Here is a 17,322-nt window from a genome sequence, read left to right as displayed (position 1 = left end):
CGCTCGCCGGCACCAAGCATGCCATGGGTTCGCCATGTGGCCCGGCGGGCGGTGTGGCCATGTGCGGCTACCGGAGAATGTCGGTGAACGCGCCCTCGTTGTCGCTGCCGGCGCTGCCCGCGCCCCGGTTGAGGTTGAACGTACGGTCGACCTCCAGAATGCTGTCGTTTCCGCTGTCGGCGCCGGTGTTGTTGAAGACGACGACGCTCGGCGCGCAGTTGCAGATCAGGTCGGCCGCCGCGGCCGGGGCCGCGACGAGGGCGACGGCGCCCAGCAGCACCGCGCCGACCAGAGCCTTGCCGATGACGTGCATGGGTTCTCCTGTTTCGAGGTGAGGCGACACCCGGCCCGCCCGGTGGGTCGGGGCGGGGCGGGCCGGGGTCGCGGGGAAGGGCGGGCGCGTGGGTTCAGGCGGACGCGCCCGCCGGGGCCGAACGGACCAGCCTCTGGGCCAGCCGAGGGGCTGAGGCGACGTGGGGCGGGCTGAATCGGGGACTGTGCCGGAGAGCGGCCGGGCCGGGGCAGCCGGGCTCGCGGCAGCGCGTTCCCAGCGACCCGGTTTGGCGAGCGCGGCGCGGAGAGGGGCGGCGAACATCGTCCGGGGCGGCCGCACCGACGTGGCGCGGAGCGGCCGTATGAACACCGCGCGGAGGGGGCGGGGGGACTTGGGGTTGGTTGGGTCGGTGGTTGTGGTGGGGAGCGGGCGGGGGGTGGCGGCGGGGCGTTGCCGGTGGGTTGGTTTGGTGAGGGCGCTGCGGAGGGGGGCGGTCAGCGCGGCGCGGAGGGGGCGGGGGGTGGCGGCGCGGGTCCTGACCGCCAGGCGGCGCAGTGGCCCGCGTCGGGTGGGTGGTTGTGCGGGGGGCACGGGTGAACTCTGCTTGGTCACATCGCCGACCCTGCGGTCTGCCTGCGCGGCCGGGAGTCCCGGGGACGGTGGCGGCTGATGTTCTTCTCGAGCAGGGCGAGGGCCTCCTGGACGCCGACGGCGCCGGAGCCCTCGGCGACCTCGGGCAGCCGTCCCTCGTTGAGTTTGAGCTCCAGCAGCGCCTCGTCCATCGCGCGCTGGGCGGTGAACAGGCACGGCGTGCTGTAGATGGCCGCGTCGACGCCGAGGTCGGCCAGCTCGGGCAGGGACAGGCGCGGGGAGCGACCGCCGGCGATCTGGTTGAACAGCAGCGGCTTGTCGCCGATGACCGCGCGGACCTTGTTGATCCAGTCGACGCTGCGCACGCCGTCGACCAGGATGACGTCGGCGTCGGTCTCGGCCAGCGCCCGGGCGCGGCGCAGGATCTCCTCCTCGGTGGTGGCGTCGGTGCGGGCCACCACGACCAGGTCACGGCGGGTCCGCAGCACCAGCTCCAGCTTCTCCAGGTACTCCTCCAGCGGCAGGATGCGCTTGCCGTCGACGTGGCCGCAGCGGCGCGGCCGGGCCTGGTCCTCCAGGATCACGCCGGACGCGTCGGCCATCTCCAGTTGTTCGACGACGTGGCAGGCGACCTCGGGGTCGACGTAGCCGTCGTCGATGTCGACGAGCAGGTGGTGCTCGGGGAAGGCCAGGCGCAGCCGCTGGACGAAGGCGACCATGTCGGGCCAGGCGATGAACCCGATGTCGGGCAGCCCGTAGTGGGAGGCCGCGAACCCGAATCCGGAGACGAACATCCCGTCGTAGTGCTTGGCGGCGACGGACGCGGAGAACATGTCGAACACCCCGATCAGCGGGGTGGTGCCCTCCCCCCTGACGTCGCGCCGCAGTGCGGTCCCGTAGCTCATGGTCATGTGCCGCGACTCCTCCCTCCGGGCGTCTGCGCCCGATCGAGAACCCTTGGCGGTGCCACCCGACCGTCCGGCGGTCGGCTGCATCAGCATGTCGCCACATGAATAGTCACTCACACAAATTCAGTGCCGACCAGTTACCGAAGCGATACAGAGAGTAAAGAAACGTTTACAAGCTGTGGCGGTCCCTCGCCCTTCCCTGTAACTGAAGAGTCAAGGGATGATTGTCGGTTTACGGCCTCCATCTCGGACACGGCAGGCGCCCACAAGCCCGTCGCCTCAGGAGCTCCGACGACATCCGATCACAGCCCGGCCCCCGCCCGTCACCGGGCAGCCATCCCGCCGACGAGGCCGTCAGTCAAGCCGTCGGCGATCGCATCGACCACTCTCCGTGATCAGTCGCGCCAGGGATGCCCGATTATGCAGGGCCGCGTGGCTGCGGGCGACATGGCGGCCCCAGGAGAAGGAGTCAGGGCACGGCAGGCCGCTGATCCACAAACCTGGGTAACTCAAAGACTTGAATCATTCAGGTTTATCCGGATATGTTGGACGCATGACCGACCCCGAGACCCCGACCACCGCGGCGGAGCTGCGGCGGGCCGGCCTGCGGGTGACGGCCGCCAGGGTCGCGATCCTGGAAACCGTCCGGACCGGTGACCACCTCGGTGTCGAGGCCGTCGCCGGGGGCGTGCGCGAGCGCGTCGGGCACGTCTCCCTGCAGGCGGTGTACGAGGCCCTGCACGCGCTGACCGCGGCGGGCCTGGTCCGCCGGATCGAACCGGCCGGCAGCCCGGCCCGGTTCGAGGGACGGGTGGGCGACAACCACCACCACCTGGTCTGCCGCCGGTGCGGGGTGGTCAGCGACGTCGACTGCGTCGTGGGACACGCCCCGTGCCTGCAGCCGTCCGACGCCGCCGGATACGTGGTCGACGAGGCGGACGTCACTTTCTGGGGGTTGTGCCCGGACTGCCGTGACAGGCCCGTGGACGACCCGGCCGACACCGCCGCGGCGATGTCACCGGGTTCGCCGTCCACCGCCCGCGGATCCGAATAACGAACGGAGCATGGAGGAACCGCGTTCATGACCGACAGGCCCATCACCACGACCGATGCCGGCATCCCGGCGCCGAGCGACGAGCACTCGCAGTCCGTCGGGCCCAACGGCCCGCTGCTGCTGCAGGACCACTACCTGATCCAGAAGATGGCGCACTTCAACCGCGAGCGCGTGCCCGAGCGGGTCGTGCACGCCAAGGGCGGCGGTGCGTACGGGGTCCTGGAGATCACCGAGGACGTCAGCCAGTTCACCAAGGCCAAGCTGTTCCAGAAGGGCGCCCGCACCGAGTCGCTGGTGCGCTTCAGCAGCGTCGCGGGCGAGCTGGGCAGCGCGGACGCCGGACGCGACCCGCGCGGCTTCGCGATCAAGTTCTACACCGAGGACGGCAACTACGATCTCGTCGGCAACAACACCCCGGTCTTCTTCATCCGGGACCCGCAGAAGTTCTCCGACTTCATCCACTCGCAGAAGCGGCGCGCCGACAACCACCTGCGCGACCACAACATGCAGTGGGACTTCTGGACGCTGTCGCCCGAGTCGGCCCACCAGGTCACCCTGCTGATGACCGACCGCGGCACCCCGGCCAGCTGGCGGCACATGAACGGGTACGGCTCGCACACGTTCCTCTGGTACAACGCCGCCGGTGACAAGTTCTGGGTGAAGTACCACTTCAAGACCGACCAGGGCATCAAGAACCTCACCGCGGACGAGGCCGACCGCCAGCCCCACGACGTCCACATCAAGGACCTTTACGAGGCCATCAAGCGGGGCGACCACCCGTCCTGGACCGTCCAGGTGCAGGTCATGCCGTTCGAGGACGCGGCCGACTACCGGTTCAACCCGTTCGACCTGACCAAGGTCTGGCCGCACGCGGACTACCCGCCGATCACCATCGGCAGGTGGACGCTCACCCGCAACCCGGAGAACTACTTCGCCGAGATCGAGCAGGCCGCGTTCGAGCCGGCCAACTTCGTGCCCGGCATCGGCCCGTCCCCGGACAAGATGCTCCAGGGCCGGCTGTTCTCCTACCCCGACGCCCACCGCTACCGCATCGGCCCGAACTACCTGCAGCTGCCGGTGAACCGGCCGAAGAACGAGGTGCACTCGTACAACTTCGACGGCCCGATGGCGTACCGGAACCCGACGGACCCGGTGTACGCGCCGAACTCCTTCGGCGGCCCGGTCGCCGACCCCGAGCTGTGGAAGGGCGAGTCCTACGAGGTGGCGGGCGAGATCGTGCGCAGCGCCTACACCCTGCACCGCGAGGACGACGACTACGTCCAGCCGCGCGCGCTGTGGGAGAAGGTGCTGTCGGACGACGACCGCGACCACCTGGTGAGCAACGTCGTCGGCCACGCCTCGGCGCCCGAGGTCACCGGCGACATGAAGAAGCGCGTCGTGGAGTACTGGCGCAACATCCAGAAGGACCTCGGCGACCGCGTCGCCGCGGGCCTGGGCGTCAACGGCTCCTGAGAACGCCGCACTCTCCCGGCCTGAGGAAGGGGCGGTCCCGACAGGGGGATCGCCCCTCCTTCATTTTCAGGGGACGCGGGAAGGCGCATCCCGCGCCCTGCCCTGATCAGACGGAGCAAGGTCACTGCTGCCGGGGGCCAGTTCGTAGGGCGGGGTGTGGGTTTCGGCTCCGTCCAGTTCGGGTTGCGGAGCCCTGCCGGTGGTTTCCATCGGGGGCCGGGCGGGCTGCTCGGCGGGCGCGGCGCCGGTGAACGCCCTTGCGAAGGACTGCAGGGCGGCCGTCATCTCGCTGGGGACGACGAAGAACGTGCTGCCCTCGCCCTGCGCCAGCTTCGGCAGCATCTGCAGGTACTGGTAGGCCAGCAGCTTGGGGTCGGCGTCGTTCTCGTGGACGGACCGGAACACCCGCTCCACCGCGATGGCCTGGCCCTCGGCCTCCAGGATGGCCGACTGCTTGGAGCCCTCGGCCTTGAGGATCGCCGCCTGCTTCTCCCCCTCCGCGGTGAGGATCTTGGACTGCCGGACGCCCTCGGCGGTCAGGATCGTGGCGCGCCGCTCCCGTTCGGCGCGCATCTGCTTCTCCATGGCGTCCTTGATCGTCACCGGCGGGTCGATCGCCTTGATCTCCACGCGGGTGACCCGGATGCCCCACTTGCCGGAGGCGTCGTCCAGCACCCCGCGCAGCGCGGTGTTGATCCGGTCCCGGGAGGTCAGCGTCTCCTCCAGGTCCAGGGTGCCGATGACGTTGCGCAGCGTGGTGGCGGTGAGCTGCTCGATCGCCTTGATGTAGTTGACGATCTCGTAGTCGGCCGCGCGCGGGTCGGTGACCTGGAAGAACAGCACGGTGTCGATGTGCACCACCACGTTGTCCTCGGTGATCACCGGCTGCGCCTTGAACGAGACCACCTGCTCGCGCAGGTCGATCAGGGGCTTGACCCGGTCCACGAACGGGACGACGAAGCTGATCCCCGGCTCCAGCGTGCGGTGGTAGCGGCCGAGCCGCTCCACGTTGCGCGCCCTGGCCTGCGGAATGATCCACACCGACCGCATCACCGTGATGCCCAGCACCAGCACCCCGGCGATCACGACCGCCAGGAGCGCCAGGGCGATGTCGGTCATGATGCCTCCTTCCGGCCCGGCCCTCCGCTCCCCTCGTCAGCCGAGGCCGCCTCCCCGGCCGGCCCACGCCCACCCGGGCCACGCTCGCCCGGCGCCGCCCCGGGCGGGGCGTCTTTCCCGTGCTCGGCGGGCGTTCGCCTGGGCGGGTCCTGGCCGGGGGAAGGGTGGGTGGGCGGCGTGGTCGTCGTGGGGTAGAGGAGGGCCGTGGCGCCCTCGATGGCCAGGACGTCGGCGGTGGTGTCGGCGGGGATGACCGTGGCCGGGTCGTAGGGGCGGGCCGACCACTCCTCGCCGCCGATGCGCACCCGGCCGCCCGCGCGGCTGACCTCGGTGAGCGTGTACGCCTCGCGGCCGACCAGGGCGGCGGTGCCGGAGCGCAGCGGGGGCGGCTGGCGGATGTGCCGGTGCGCCACCGGGCGGACGACCACCAGCCCGGCGACCGAGGTGACGGCGAACACCGCGACCTGGGCGCCGGCCGGCAGCCCGAGCGCGCCGGTCAGGCCCGCGACCAGGGCGGCGACGGCCAGCAGGCCGAGCGCCAGCGTGAGCGTGAGCAGTTCGGCGATCCCGAGCAGGGCGGCGGCCAGCAGCCAGATGACCCACGCCTCCATCGCAACCACCTTGTTGCGTCCAATGTCCTATTTGTCACCGTAACTCCGATTGGCGGCCCAGGACCATGGTGCGGCGCGGGCGCCCGCTTGTCCGGCGCGCCCGGAACGGGGGTTTAGGTCCCACTACCGCCAGGTAGGTAAGAGTGACCGTGGGACGCGGCAGATCGCGGACGGCCGGGGAGCGGACGGCTTCTCCCCGGGTGGCCGCGGGTGATCGGGGGGACTACTGTCGCAGACGGGCGAGCCGTGAGGCCGCCAGGCCGATTCGGGACCGCGTACCCGAGGAGGGACATGAACCGACGGGCGAGCAACATCTTCCGGCGCGGCCCCCGGCCGTCGGTCCGGTCGCACCCCGTGGAGATGGTGGAGGGGCTGGAGCACGCCAGCGCCCTGGACCGTGTCATCCGCGGCGTGTCCGCCGTGGTGCGGCGGACACTGCGTCCCGGCCCGGCCAAGGACCTGCTGCACGGGGTTCCGTTCGGCCACCCGGCCCATCCACCGCTGACGGACCTGCCGATGGGCTGCTGGATGTCGGCCGCCGTGCTGGACCTGATGCCCCCCACCGCCGGCACGCAGCGCGCGTCCCGGGCGCTGGTCGCGGCGGGGCTGTCCACGGCCGTGCCGACCGCGCTGACCGGGCTGGCCGACTGGTCGGCGCTGCACCGCGAGCAGCAGCGGGTCGGCGTGGTGCACGCGGCGAGCACGGCGACGGCGACGGCGCTGTACGCGGCGTCGCTGGTGGCGCGCCGGCGGGGCCGGGAGGGCGCCGGGCGGACGCTCGGGTTCGCCGGGCTGACCGCACTGCTGGCCGGCGGCTATCTCGGGGGGCACCTGGCGTTCCGCCAGGCCGCCGGGGCCAGCCACGCCGACCAGCTCGCGCACCTGGTGCCGCTGGGCTGGCATGACCTGTGCCCGGTGACGGAGCTGCCGGACGGGTGGCCGGTGCTGCGCCGCCTCGGCTACATCAGCCTGTTCGTCCTGCGCGAGGGCGACGACATCCACGTCCTGGCCGACCGCTGCAGTCACCTGGCGGGGCCGCTGCACCAGGGCCGCGTCATCACCGACGACAAGGCCGAGACCTGCGTCGTCTGCCCCTGGCACGGCAGCACGTTCCGGGTGCGGGACGGGTCGGTCGTACGGGGCCCGGCCACGGGACGCCAGCCCGCCTTCGAGTCCCGGGTGACGGAGGGCACCGTCCAGGTGCGTCCCATCCCCTAACACGCTCATGCGAGATGCCGTCTCGCTTGACGAGATCAAGCGGGGCGGCCTAGGGTGCTGGCAGATCCTCCACCGCCGGGAGCACGCCATGAGCCGAGCCGCCGCCCCCACACCGGGCCGCGGCCGCGTGCCCGGCGGCTACGTGGAGCCGCTCCGGGTCCATCCGCCGCGCACCGGCATGCGCCCCGGCACCGCCGCGGGCGACCCGCAGACCCCGTTCTGATCCACCGCCCGTCGCGGCGCGCCGTCGTGCGCCCGTGCGGGCCTCTCCTCCGAGACCGCACGTCGCCGACGTTCGCGCCGCCCAGCCCGCGTCAGTCCGTGGTTTCCGTCCCTTCGCATCCGCAAGCGAGGCAGCGCATGAGCACCACCGTCGACCTGTCCCCGATCTCCGGCCCGTCCGCCTGGCGCGGCGACGAGCTGTCCCGGTCCACCGAGTGGATCTACCTGCTGAACGACGCCGAACGCGCCGAACTGGAGGCGGCCGGCCGCCGGTTCGCCGCCGACGACCCCGACCTGCGCACCGTCACCGCCGCCGACTACCCGCTGGACGCGTGCGCCGGGCTGATCGACGAGTGCGCCCGGCAGATGGACTCCGGACGCGGCTTCGTGCTGGTCCGCGGGCTGCGCACCGAGGAGTACGGCGACACGGTCGCGGCGGCGATCTTCTACGTGATGGGCCTGCACCTGGGCACGCCGATGGCCCAGAACCAGCACGGCGACGTCCTCGACCACGTCATCGCCACGTCCGACAAGACCCTGGACGACCCGACCGCCCTGCCGTCGCGGGTGCGCGACCGGCTGCCGTTCCACTCCGACAGCTCCGACGTGGTGGCGCTGATGTGCCTGCGCGGGGCGCGGGCGGGCGGCGCCAGCAGCCTGGTCAGCGGCACCACGATCTACAACGAGATCCTGCGGCGGCGGCCCGGGCTGGCGCACCTGCTGTTCGAGCCGTGGCACTGGGACTGGCGGCGGCAGGACCCGGACGCGCCCGCCGACACCTACACCTCGCCGATCTGCAGCTATGTGGACGGGATCTTCAGCACCTACGCGGGCAGCTCGATGATCTTCTCCGCGCAGGACTACCCGGAGGTGCCGCGGCTGACGCCCGAGCAGATCGAGGTGCTGCACCTGTTCGACGAGATCGCGCAGGAGCCCGGCCTCCCGCTGGACATGGACTTCCAGCCCGGGGACGTGCAGTGGCTGCTGAACTACGCGGCCCTGCACTCGCGCACCGAGTACGTCGACCATCCCGAGCCGGAGCGCCGCCGTCACCTGCTGCGGCTGTGGCTGCGCCGGGACGTGGGCCGTCCCCTCGTGCCCGGCTTCGGCAAGAACGTGGTGAAGGCGCACGACGAGGAGAAGACCTGGGTGCCCGGGGGCCGGTTCCGGATCGGCGAGGCGGCCGTCCCCAACTACGACTGGGGGCTCTGAGCGATCGCGGCGTAGAGGCGGGAGTAGGCGGTGAGCGAGCCGAGGTCCAGGACGTCGCGGCGCGGGTCGGCGGCGGACGGACGCGCGGCCGGCCCGAGCCGCACGGTGTCGACGCCGTGGGAGCGCAGCACGACGCCGTCGGTGGAGCCGGTCCAGCCGCTGATGGGCGGGGGCTCGCCGCCGAACTCCTCCCGCCAGGCCGCCCGGGCGGCGCGCACGATGAGCGCGTCCCGGGCGGTCGCCGCCGCCGGATGCACCTCGTCGTGATCCACCTCGACCGCGCAGGCGGCCAGGGGACCGTCCGCGCAGGCGGCGCGCACGTGCCCGGCCAGCTCGTCGGCGATCTCGTCGGGGCGTGCGCCCGGCACGGTGACCACGTAGATCCCGGCTTCCAGCACGGCGGGGATGAGGTCGGGTTTGTCGGGGCGTCCGCCGGTGAGCGAGCCCAGGCCCGCGGCCGGGCCGACCTGCGTGCCAGGCGCGGTGTGGGACGCGACGTAGGCGGCCCGCCACCGCTCGACGGCCTCGATCACCGGGGCGGCATGGGCGAGCACGCCGCCGGGCGGACGCGCCGAGTCGCGGACCAGCACCGCGCCCTGCCCGCCCCGTATCCGCAGCCGCAGGTAGAGCGCGCCCGGCTCCTCCCAGAGCAGCGTCGGCGGCCCGCACTTCGCGATGATCGCCGCGGCGGGCAGGTCGCCGGACTCCTCCGCGAGGAAGTGGTCCAGGCCGGTCGAACGCCGGCGTCCGGCCGCGCCGGTGAGGGTGCTGCGGTGCGTGCCGGAGCCGGCCAGCAGCAGCCGCGGCGACGCGCGACCGGAACGGGCCGCGTCGACGAAGCCGGCCAGCGCGGCGGCTGCGGGCGCCCGCGCCACGCCCAGCCCGAAGCCCTCCACCAGGCCGTCGTGCACGGTGAGCGGCCCGGGGTCGTCGGTGCGGCCGGTGATCGGACGGTCCTGTGCCGGGTCGCCGCTGAGCGAGGTGTCGAGATGCGAGTAGATCAGCGTCCCGCCGCGACCGCCGGCCGACGCCACCACGTTCGCGCCCGTCTCGCCGTACCGGCGCACGTCCCACTCGATCCACGGCCAGCGCGCCGCGCACCACTCGGCCAGCCGCACGGCGGCCGCCGCCTCACCGCCGTGCGGAGCCGGTCGGCCGTCCAGAACCTCCAGGACCCGGACGATCTCGTCGGCCGTGCTCAGAAGCGTCCCCAGTCGTCGGCGGCCGGACGCCACACGTCGATGTTGCGGGGGTCGGCGGGCATGCGGCGGGCGCGGTGCGTCTCGTGCTCCTGCGGCGTGAACACCCGGTGCCGGTCGCACAGCTCGTAGCGCGGGCCGTGCGCCGGGTCGTGCAGGTAGAACGCGATCGACGTGGACGCCGAGTGGTTGACCAGGTCGGACGCGATCGGCGAGCCCTTGTAGAGGGCGCGGGCGCGCATCCGCATGACGTGGTCGAAGCTCTTCATCGCGAAGCACAGGTGCGCGACGAAGTGCTCCTTGTTGTTCTGCAGGGCGAGGCTGTGGTGGTAGCGGTCCTCGCAGCGCAGGAACGTCGTGGAGCCCACGATGTGGTCGGACGGCAGGAAGTTCAGCACCTTGGTGTAGAACTCCACGGACTCCTCGAACCTGGTCGTGGCGATGAACGGGTGGACCAGGTCGACGGGCCGCAGCTCGACGTTGGGCGGCTCGGCGTACTCCTGGAACTCGGTGAACAGCTCGACCACCAGCCCGTTGGGGTCGCGCACGGCGAAGCCCGCCCCGCACAGGGCCTGCTGGCGTTCGTGCAGGTCGAGCACCTCGTACCCGGCGTCCACCACGTTCTTGTGCAACGCCTCCAGGACGTCCTCGTTCTCGACGCTGTAGCCGATCGCGACGGTCTGCCCCGTCTCCCGTCCGGGCGCGCTGACCAGCTCGATCGAGTGGTGCTCGATGTCGGCGCGCAGGTAGGCGTACTCGTCGGTGTGCTGTTCGAGCTGGAGCCCCACGTGGTACTGGAGGAACTCGATCGTCCGCGCCATGTCGGGCACCTCGACGCGGGCGTACTCCATGCCGTACGGGCCGCGCGGCCGCCCGCTCCTGTGCGCCGTCTCGTAGCTGACGATGGCCTGCTCGTCGATCACCGGGCGCCACCGCTCCCGGACGAACCGTTCGTGCGCGTCGCTCTCCAGGTACGCCCGCAGGTCCGCCTCGCTGTCGAACTCGACGGAGAAGGCGTGCGTGAACCTCGTGTCGCGGGTGCTGATGTTGCGGCCGAGCGAGAAGTGGCGCATCGCCGGATACCGGTCGGGGAAGGCGGCCAGCTCCGCCAGCACGGCGTCGGCGGTCGCGGCGGGAACGTCCGGCCGGAACCGGAACGCCAGCGTGTGCTTGATCATCGGGCTCCCTTACAGGATGAAGCTCAGCCGTCCGCCGGGGCGCAGCAGTTCGTGGCCCAGCACGGCGCGGCGCCGCCGGAAGCGCAGCCCGTCCGGCTCGGCGACCAGCAGGTGGTCGTAGCGGCCGACGTAGGGGTCGAACTCGCCGTCCCGGGCCCGGTGGATCACGAACGCGGCCGTCACCCGCAGCAGCGCCGGGTCGTCCTGCCAGGGGAACAGGCGCACGTTGGAGACCAGGCGGTGCGTGCGCGACGGCGGGTTCTCCGCGTGCGCCTTGCGCGACTTCAGCCGCTTCACGCGCGCCCGGATCAGGTCCCAGTCGTCGTTGACGAACGAGCCGGACGCGTGCGGCGACGTGCCGTTCCAGTCGGTGGCCGGCACCTCCGACCGCGCGGTGCCGGGCTCGAACAGGGCCAGCCAGGCGTCGTAGTCCCAGGCGTCCAGGATGTCGGCCTCGGCGTACAGGAAGTCCTCGACCTCGGCGCGGGTGACCTCGCGTCCCCCCGCGACCACGGCGCCGTGCGTCCGTGCGGTAGTCATCGCACGTTCCTCCCTTCCAGGAAGCTCGCCGGACGGGTGCCCGTGACGGCCAGGCCGTCCGCGACGCCGATCGCCCGCACCCAGTGCCGCCAGAACCCGCGCATCGCGCCCTCGTCGATCGACCGTCCCTGCACGCCCTTGACCTCGTCGACCATGCCGCGCGACATGTCGCTGTAGTCGAGCCCGGCGCGCGGGTCGTCGGCGGTGGCCTCGATGCCGCGCTGCACCGCCTCGTACGCCTCGATGTCGTCCGGTGTGGCCAGGCCGCCCGGCCCGACGAAGCTGACCATCGTCTTCATGCGCAGCGCCCGGGTGTCCTCGTCCTCGCCGCGCGGCGCGAGCTGCCAGGCCCGCACGTCGGTACGTCCCGGCCCGGCCGGTTCGAGCTGCCGGATCGACAGCCCCTCCAGGTCGAACAGCAGCAGGTTGGGGAAGACGTACAGGATGTGGCTCTCGTCGGCCACGTAGCGGGCGCGTTCGGGGCCGAGCCGGCGGTCCATCTCCGCGCGGTGCTCGGCGGTGCGGCGCTTCTCGTCCTCGCCGAACCGCGGCTCCCACAGCATGCTGATGCGTCCGCCGTGCCCGGTGAGGACGAGCAGGGAGTGCCCGTTGCCGAGGTTGTAGGCGTACTGGTCGTCGTCGGTGACGGCGAACCCGGTCTCCCGCAGGTAGCCGACGAACGTGTTGTGCGTCGGGGAGAAGTGGTAGCCGTCCATGGCGTTCTCCACGGCCAGCTTCCAGTTGCCGCGCACGCTGTAGAGCTGGGTGCCGGGCAGCACCTCCATGCCGTCGGCGTGCTGCTCGTTCACCATCGTCATGTAGTCGGCGGCGTCGCCCAGGTAGTCGAGCAGGGGCGGCACGTCCGGATCGAACGCCACGAACACGAAGCCCTCGTGCACGGCCATTCTCGGTACGGCCCGCAGCTTCATCGCGTCGAAGAAGCCCTCGCTGGCCTCGTAGGCGTCACGCGCGGGGATGGCGGCGATCTCGCCGGTGTTGCGGAACGTCCAGGCGTGGTAGAAGCACTGGAACAGCTTGGTGGAACCCTCGGTCTCGCGGCACAACACGGTGCCGCGATGCGGGCACGAGTTGAGGAAGACCCTGATCTCGCCCTCGGCGTCCCGGCAGAAGATCAGCGGCCGTCCGCCGAGCACCCGCGTCCTGAAGTCGTTGGGCTCGGCGACCTCGGTCTCGTGCCCCAGATAGAGCCACGTCCTGGCCCAGATCCGATCCCGCTCCCGCCGGAAGATCTGCTGCGACCGGTAGGCGATCCGGTTGACGCGGAAGGTCAGCGCGTCCCAGTCCTCCACCACCAGCCCGCCCGGCAGGCCCTCCCCGCCCGGTTCGCTCGGCTCGACCATCCGGCCGCACCCCCTCAATCGCGGGTTCGCACAAAAATACGAGACAGCGTCTCGCATTGCGTACAGAGTTCCCCAGCCGCCTCAGCGGTGTCAAGAGCCGCTCCACCGGTTTGACGACCGGCATCCCAGTTGCCATGATTGCGTCTCGCATAGAGAGACGGCACTGTCGCGAAAGACCCGTCCTCCGGGCCGTCCGCATGATGGGATTGCCGTCTGCTACGGCCGCCGCGCCGAGGCTGGAGGTAGGGGGAAGATGGCTGCGAAGATCGCCGGGGACGGGGCGGAGACCGCCCCCACCATCCAGACGGTCCAGCGCGCCGCGCTGATCCTGGACTCCTTCACCGTGAGCCGGCCGCACCTGAGCCTGAACGAGATCACCACCCGGCTCGGCGCCAGCAAGGCCACCGCCCACCGCTACACCAAGGCCCTGCGCGCCGCCAACCTGCTGCGCTACGACGAACGCACCGCCCTGTACTCCCTCGGCCCGCAGGTCCTCACCCTGGCCGCCGCCGCCCGCGCCGCCCTGCCCATCGTCAGCGCCGCCGAACCGTACATGGACCGCCTGGTCAAGGCCGTCGGGCAGACCGTCGTCCTCAGCATCTGGGACGGCGAGGCCCCCACCGTCGTCCGCTCCGCCGACAACACCGACCACCTCATCCGCATCAGCGTCCGCGTCGGCTCCCGCCTCGACCTGACCGCCTCGGCCCAGGGCCGCGTCTTCTGCGCCCACCTACCCGCCGACCAGGTCCCCGGCCTCACCCGCATCCTGCGCCGCTCCCCCGACCTCGCCGAGGAGCTCGACCGCATCCGCGAACACGGCCTGTCGGTCAACTCCCCCTCCGAGAACGGCGTCCACACCATCGCCGCCCCCGTCTTCGAGGGCGACACCATCATCGCCGCCATGGCCATCGTCGGCACCACGGTCAGCGTCCCCCGCGACACCGACTCCCCCATGGCCCGCGCCCTCCTGGAAACCACCCGCGCCCTCTCCCAACGCCTAGGCGCCAACCAACCCCTGAACGCCACCGGCTGACCCCCTGCGCACGCCTCCAGTCCCTTCCGCAGAGCACATGTGGGGACGGTGCAGCCGTGTCGTAGGTCTTCGCCCCCGTCGGACGCGCCCGCTTTTCCGCCTGGTCTGCGGGGCGGGGCGGCCGGCCGCGCTGTTCCGGCCGCCCCGCCGTCTGGCGCCACGTCCCCGGGGCCGGGCCACATTGATCCCGGGGACGCGGCGGTTTGAGCGGCGGCGCGGCATCGGCAGGCCGCGCCGCCGCCGGGTACCGCACTCCCGGGCTGCTCTTCCCCGCCCCGGGGTGCGGCTGGAAAGGACGACGACGCGGTGATCCCGGGGGTCTCCACCACGCGGCCGCCCCCTGGTCACCAGTCCCAGGGCTCGGTGTAGGTCAGCCGGTCGAGCAGACGCGCCAACCACCCCCGACGCACCGGACGCTCCGGGCGCTTCGGGCGTCCGGGACGCTCGGGCTGCTCCGGACGCTCGCGGCGCGGGGGGATCGGCGCGATGCGCTGCGGCTGAGGCAACGGCGGAGGCGTCGGGGGCGACCAGACGCCCGCCACCATCCCGCCCGTCCCCGGCACCCCGGCCGGTGCCTGTTGCGTGTGGACGGGCCACACTCCGGCGGCGGCGAGGCGCTGCTCCAGTTCGGCGGGGGTGACCGCTTCGAGCAGCTCGTCACCGAGCGGATGGCTGGTCGGACGCAGCACCATCGCCAGCCACGAACCGTTGCGCTCGCTCCACCACAGCAACACCCGGGGATACCGAGCGCGCAGCTGCGCCGCGATGGCGTCGGTGTCCCATCGCACCGGCCCCGCCTGCGCAGTCGGCGCGGTCACCGCCCCGCCCCGGTGGCCTGCTCGGCGCGCCGGTTGAGGTGCCCCAGTACGAGCACCGCCGCGTCGTCCAGGTGCTCGTCGTCGGCCTCGGCGATCGGCTCGCCCGCCCCGATGAAGAACCACAGCCGGTCGCCGTCGTCCTCGCGCTCCCGGCACGTGATCGTGTCCGCCGCGTCCGGCGTCGCCACGCCGAGCAGTCCGGTCACCTTCACGCCGCTGCGGGCCAGTTGCTCGGCGAGCGCCCGCAATCGGTCATACTGCTCCATGAGTCGGACCCCTTTCGTCCGGCGAGGCCCCGGATTCCCTCGGTGTGTCCGCACCGAGCCGGGGCCGATCGGCTTTTGCACCGCTCATAGAAGCGCCCCGGCCATTACGGTTGAAGTCGTTGACTTGTTGACATGGGGTTGACGTCAACAGGCAACGGCCAACATCCGGCGCCGGGAGCGGAGATGGTGTATGCGATGACCTTCGGTGAGAAGATGCGCGCGCTGATGGATCAGCAGGGCATCAGCCTGCGCAAATTGGCCAAGATCACGCATTATGACCCCGGCCTCTTGTCCAAGGTGTGGCGTGACCTTCAACCGCCGTCAGAGTCGATGGCCAATAGGCTCGATGATGTCCTCGGCGCTGGCGGAGCACTGGCAGCTTTGCGTAAATCCTCCGTCAAGACAAAACCCGATGACGTGGTCGAGCTGGCCGGTTGGCTGGAACAGTCGAACGTAGGCGACGGGGAGATCGGTTACCTGCAGGCGGCCGTGCGCCGTCTGATCGTGGACTACGCACGTCAGCCACCGCTCACCGTGCTGCAGGAAGCCCGAGTCCTACAAAAGCGCGTCGCGACGATCCTGCGCGGCGGTCGCCAACGCTTGGCCCAGCAACACGCCCTGCTGGAATTGGCCTCGGAACTGTTCGCTCTCATCAACTTGCTCGCGGGCGACGTGGGGCAGTACGCCCTCGCCGACGCATACGGCTACGCCGCATGGACGTGCGCCGAGGAGGCCGATTCCGACCTCGCCCGGGCGCTGGTGTTGTGCGCCCAGTCCAAGACCGCCCGCTGGGAGGACCGGCACCACGAGGCCGCCGATCTCGCCCGCCGCGGCTTCGAGCTCTGCCCCGTCGGCGGGCGCGGTCGTGTGCTGCTCGCCGTCTCCGAAGCGACGGCGTTGCAGTCCTGTGGCGACATCACCGGCGCCTACCAAGCCCTCGACCGTGCGAAGCAAGTGCGGGATGAGCAGGACGGCTTGGACGAGCCTGCGGACGCATGGGGATGCTCGCGAGCCCGGCAAGCCACCTATGCCCTGCAGGTCGGGCTCGGCGCACGAGATTCCAAGGCCATGCTGGCGTCGGTCCGGGCCGCCGACGACGCGTGGGCCGAGGGAAGTCAGTGGGTCTACGGCACATGGGCACAGGTCCGTATCGGGGCAGCGTTGGCCCACGTCATGACCGGCGAGGTCGAGGGCGCCCTCGGCGAACTCGCGCCCGTGTTCCAACTGGGGGCCGAGTACCGTGTCGTCACCATCACCGGCCGCATGAGCGAAGTGGGCCGACGACTCGGCCACAGCCGGTACAAGAGCAACCCGAAAGCAGCCGAACTGCAAGAACAGATCCGGGACTTCCAAGCCGGATCACTGGAACACAAGGCCCTCAAAGCCCCGGAGAACCCGTGAGCCCCCTCCCCGAACGCATGTCGGACCACTGGTGGTGGCGCCCAGGTGTCCGACCGGGCCGCCGGTTGCTGGTCTGGCACATCCTGGTTGACGACCAACCCGCGGTTTGTGAACTGGCCCGGCAGTGCCAGCAGCGGCTGGCGGCACTGGACGGATTGGACTTCGTCCCGCGCCAGTGGCTGCACATGACCACGCAGATCGTCGGGTTCACCGACGAGATCCCCGATGCAGAGATCGAGGCCATGGCCGATGCGGCCGCTGAGGGCCTGAGACGCGTGGATCCCATCGAGGTGGAGATCGGCAAGATCTGGTTCCACAGCGAGGCGGTAATGCTCGGCATCCGCCCGCCACGGGCGCTGGATCCGGTGCGGTCGGCCATCCGCGAGGCGGTCGCCCGGTCAGTCACCATCCATCAGCTCGCCGACGAGCCCGACTGGACGCCGCACATCTCCATCGCCTACAGCAACAGCGACGGCCCGGCCGCGCCCGTCATCGAAGCACTCGTTCCGCGCCCGGCCATGCAGCCGCTGAAGGTGGCAGAGGTGCACCTCGTGGCGCAGGAACGAGCAGGGCGCCTGTATCGGTGGGACCGCCTCAAGGTGGTGCATCTCGGCGCGTGATCCCGAGCCCCGCCGGATTCACCGTCGCCGAACTTCAATGCGATCGCGTTGGCAGGCCTTGTCGTCGTGGTTGGAGTAGAGCAGCTACCTGAACGTTGACCACGCCCTTCGTGGCCGTGGTGAGCCGAGCTAGGAGCGGGATTATGCCTTGTTGCGCACCCGGTGGGCCGCTGTGGGTTGTGGTCTTGGGGTTCCAGCGGCGTGAGCGCGGTGGCGAGGCATGC

The 17,322-nt window shown here is 71.4% G+C and carries 17 protein-coding genes and 1 pseudogene; 8 read left to right on the top strand and 10 right to left on the bottom strand.

Translation table 11 applies throughout. From position 1 onward, the window contains the following. Positions 1-67 precede the first annotated feature (67 nt). Positions 68-313: a hypothetical protein gene (locus tag ABZ801_RS03650; RefSeq protein ID WP_360692246.1), complete on the bottom strand. Its 246-nt coding sequence runs from the start codon at positions 311-313 to the stop codon at positions 68-70. A 569-nt stretch (positions 314-882) separates the two neighbouring features. Next, positions 883-1,776: an isocitrate lyase/PEP mutase family protein gene (locus ABZ801_RS03645; RefSeq protein ID WP_360692243.1), complete on the bottom strand. Its 894-nt coding sequence runs from the start codon at positions 1,774-1,776 to the stop codon at positions 883-885. A gap of 550 nt (positions 1,777-2,326) precedes the next feature. Here ABZ801_RS03645 and ABZ801_RS03640 point away from each other — a divergent pair. Both ABZ801_RS03640 and ABZ801_RS03635 read left to right on the top strand, forming a co-directional pair. Then, positions 2,327-2,827, top strand: a complete 501-nt coding sequence (locus ABZ801_RS03640) for a Fur family transcriptional regulator (protein WP_344953004.1) — start codon at positions 2,327-2,329, stop codon at positions 2,825-2,827. 27 nt (positions 2,828-2,854) lie between these two features. Continuing rightward, positions 2,855-4,300 (top strand): catalase, encoded by a 1,446-nt coding sequence (locus ABZ801_RS03635; RefSeq protein WP_360692239.1) that lies wholly within the window; start codon positions 2,855-2,857, stop codon positions 4,298-4,300. A 66-nt stretch (positions 4,301-4,366) separates the two neighbouring features. Here the strand turns inward: ABZ801_RS03635 and ABZ801_RS03630 are convergent, their stop codons facing one another. Next, positions 4,367-5,410: an SPFH domain-containing protein gene (locus ABZ801_RS03630; RefSeq protein ID WP_360692699.1), complete on the bottom strand. Its 1,044-nt coding sequence runs from the start codon at positions 5,408-5,410 to the stop codon at positions 4,367-4,369. Positions 5,411-5,607: 197 nt separating this feature from the next. Continuing rightward, positions 5,608-6,030: pseudogene (locus ABZ801_RS03625) on the bottom strand (NfeD family protein); the annotation flags it as partial. A gap of 291 nt (positions 6,031-6,321) precedes the next feature. Here ABZ801_RS03625 and ABZ801_RS03620 point away from each other — a divergent pair. The 3 genes from ABZ801_RS03620 (at position 6,322) to ABZ801_RS03610 (ending at position 8,682) form a co-directional block, all read left to right on the top strand. Then, complete coding sequence (locus tag ABZ801_RS03620; RefSeq protein WP_344952998.1) at positions 6,322-7,248, top strand: Rieske (2Fe-2S) protein; 927 nt, start codon at positions 6,322-6,324, stop codon at positions 7,246-7,248. An 88-nt stretch (positions 7,249-7,336) separates the two neighbouring features. Continuing rightward, a complete protein-coding gene (locus ABZ801_RS03615) occupies positions 7,337-7,471 on the top strand; it encodes a hypothetical protein (RefSeq protein ID WP_344952996.1) in 135 nt (44 codons plus the stop codon). A 137-nt stretch (positions 7,472-7,608) separates the two neighbouring features. Further along, positions 7,609-8,682 (top strand): TauD/TfdA family dioxygenase, encoded by a 1,074-nt coding sequence (locus ABZ801_RS03610; RefSeq protein WP_360692234.1) that lies wholly within the window; start codon positions 7,609-7,611, stop codon positions 8,680-8,682. Here ABZ801_RS03610 and ABZ801_RS03605 read toward each other — a convergent pair. Genes ABZ801_RS03605 through ABZ801_RS03590 form a run of 4 tightly spaced genes read right to left on the bottom strand, consistent with a single transcriptional unit; the run spans position 8,664 to position 12,960 of the window. Then, positions 8,664-9,917 (bottom strand): hypothetical protein, encoded by a 1,254-nt coding sequence (locus ABZ801_RS03605; RefSeq protein WP_360692231.1) that lies wholly within the window; start codon positions 9,915-9,917, stop codon positions 8,664-8,666. The genes ABZ801_RS03610 and ABZ801_RS03605 overlap by 19 nt on opposite strands. Next, on the bottom strand, positions 9,881-11,059 hold the full coding sequence (locus ABZ801_RS03600) for a Dabb family protein (protein WP_360692228.1): 1,179 nt from the start codon (positions 11,057-11,059) through the stop codon (positions 9,881-9,883). Before ABZ801_RS03600 ends, ABZ801_RS03605 begins: the two co-directional genes overlap by 37 nt. A 9-nt stretch (positions 11,060-11,068) precedes the next feature. After that, positions 11,069-11,599 (bottom strand): aromatic-ring-hydroxylating dioxygenase subunit beta, encoded by a 531-nt coding sequence (locus tag ABZ801_RS03595; RefSeq protein ID WP_360692224.1) that lies wholly within the window; start codon positions 11,597-11,599, stop codon positions 11,069-11,071. Next, complete coding sequence (locus tag ABZ801_RS03590; RefSeq protein ID WP_360692221.1) at positions 11,596-12,960, bottom strand: SRPBCC family protein; 1,365 nt, start codon at positions 12,958-12,960, stop codon at positions 11,596-11,598. Before ABZ801_RS03590 ends, ABZ801_RS03595 begins: the two co-directional genes overlap by 4 nt. A 253-nt stretch (positions 12,961-13,213) precedes the next feature. Between ABZ801_RS03590 and ABZ801_RS03585 the strand changes: the two genes are divergently transcribed. Continuing rightward, on the top strand, positions 13,214-13,993 hold the full coding sequence (locus ABZ801_RS03585; RefSeq protein ID WP_360692218.1) for an IclR family transcriptional regulator: 780 nt from the start codon (positions 13,214-13,216) through the stop codon (positions 13,991-13,993). A 344-nt stretch (positions 13,994-14,337) separates the two neighbouring features. On the opposite strand, the gene ABZ801_RS03580 is transcribed toward ABZ801_RS03585, so the two are convergent. Together ABZ801_RS03580 and ABZ801_RS03575 are read right to left on the bottom strand one after the other, a co-directional pair. Beyond that, a complete protein-coding gene (locus ABZ801_RS03580) occupies positions 14,338-14,811 on the bottom strand; it encodes a hypothetical protein (protein WP_360692215.1) in 474 nt (157 codons plus the stop codon). Further along, positions 14,808-15,077, bottom strand: a complete 270-nt coding sequence (locus ABZ801_RS03575; protein ID WP_360692212.1) for a hypothetical protein — start codon at positions 15,075-15,077, stop codon at positions 14,808-14,810. Before ABZ801_RS03575 ends, ABZ801_RS03580 begins: the two co-directional genes overlap by 4 nt. Positions 15,078-15,272: 195 nt before the next feature. Here ABZ801_RS03575 and ABZ801_RS03570 point away from each other — a divergent pair, with 195 nt between their 5' ends. Both ABZ801_RS03570 and ABZ801_RS03565 read left to right on the top strand, forming a co-directional pair. Next, positions 15,273-16,478 (top strand): helix-turn-helix domain-containing protein, encoded by a 1,206-nt coding sequence (locus tag ABZ801_RS03570; protein WP_360692209.1) that lies wholly within the window; start codon positions 15,273-15,275, stop codon positions 16,476-16,478. A 65-nt stretch (positions 16,479-16,543) separates the two neighbouring features. Continuing rightward, positions 16,544-17,098 carry a 2'-5' RNA ligase family protein gene (locus tag ABZ801_RS03565; RefSeq protein WP_360692206.1) on the top strand — a complete coding sequence of 185 codons (555 nt, stop codon included), beginning with the start codon at positions 16,544-16,546 and terminating at the stop codon, positions 17,096-17,098. Positions 17,099-17,322 lie beyond the last annotated feature (224 nt).

Origin of the sequence: Actinomadura sp. NPDC047616, from assembly GCF_040642915.1 — a bacterium.
GTDB classification, from domain to species: domain Bacteria; phylum Actinomycetota; class Actinomycetes; order Streptosporangiales; family Streptosporangiaceae; genus Spirillospora; species Spirillospora miaoliensis.
Note: the sequence above shows the minus strand (reverse complement) of the source record. Positions and strands in the feature narration are given on the sequence as shown.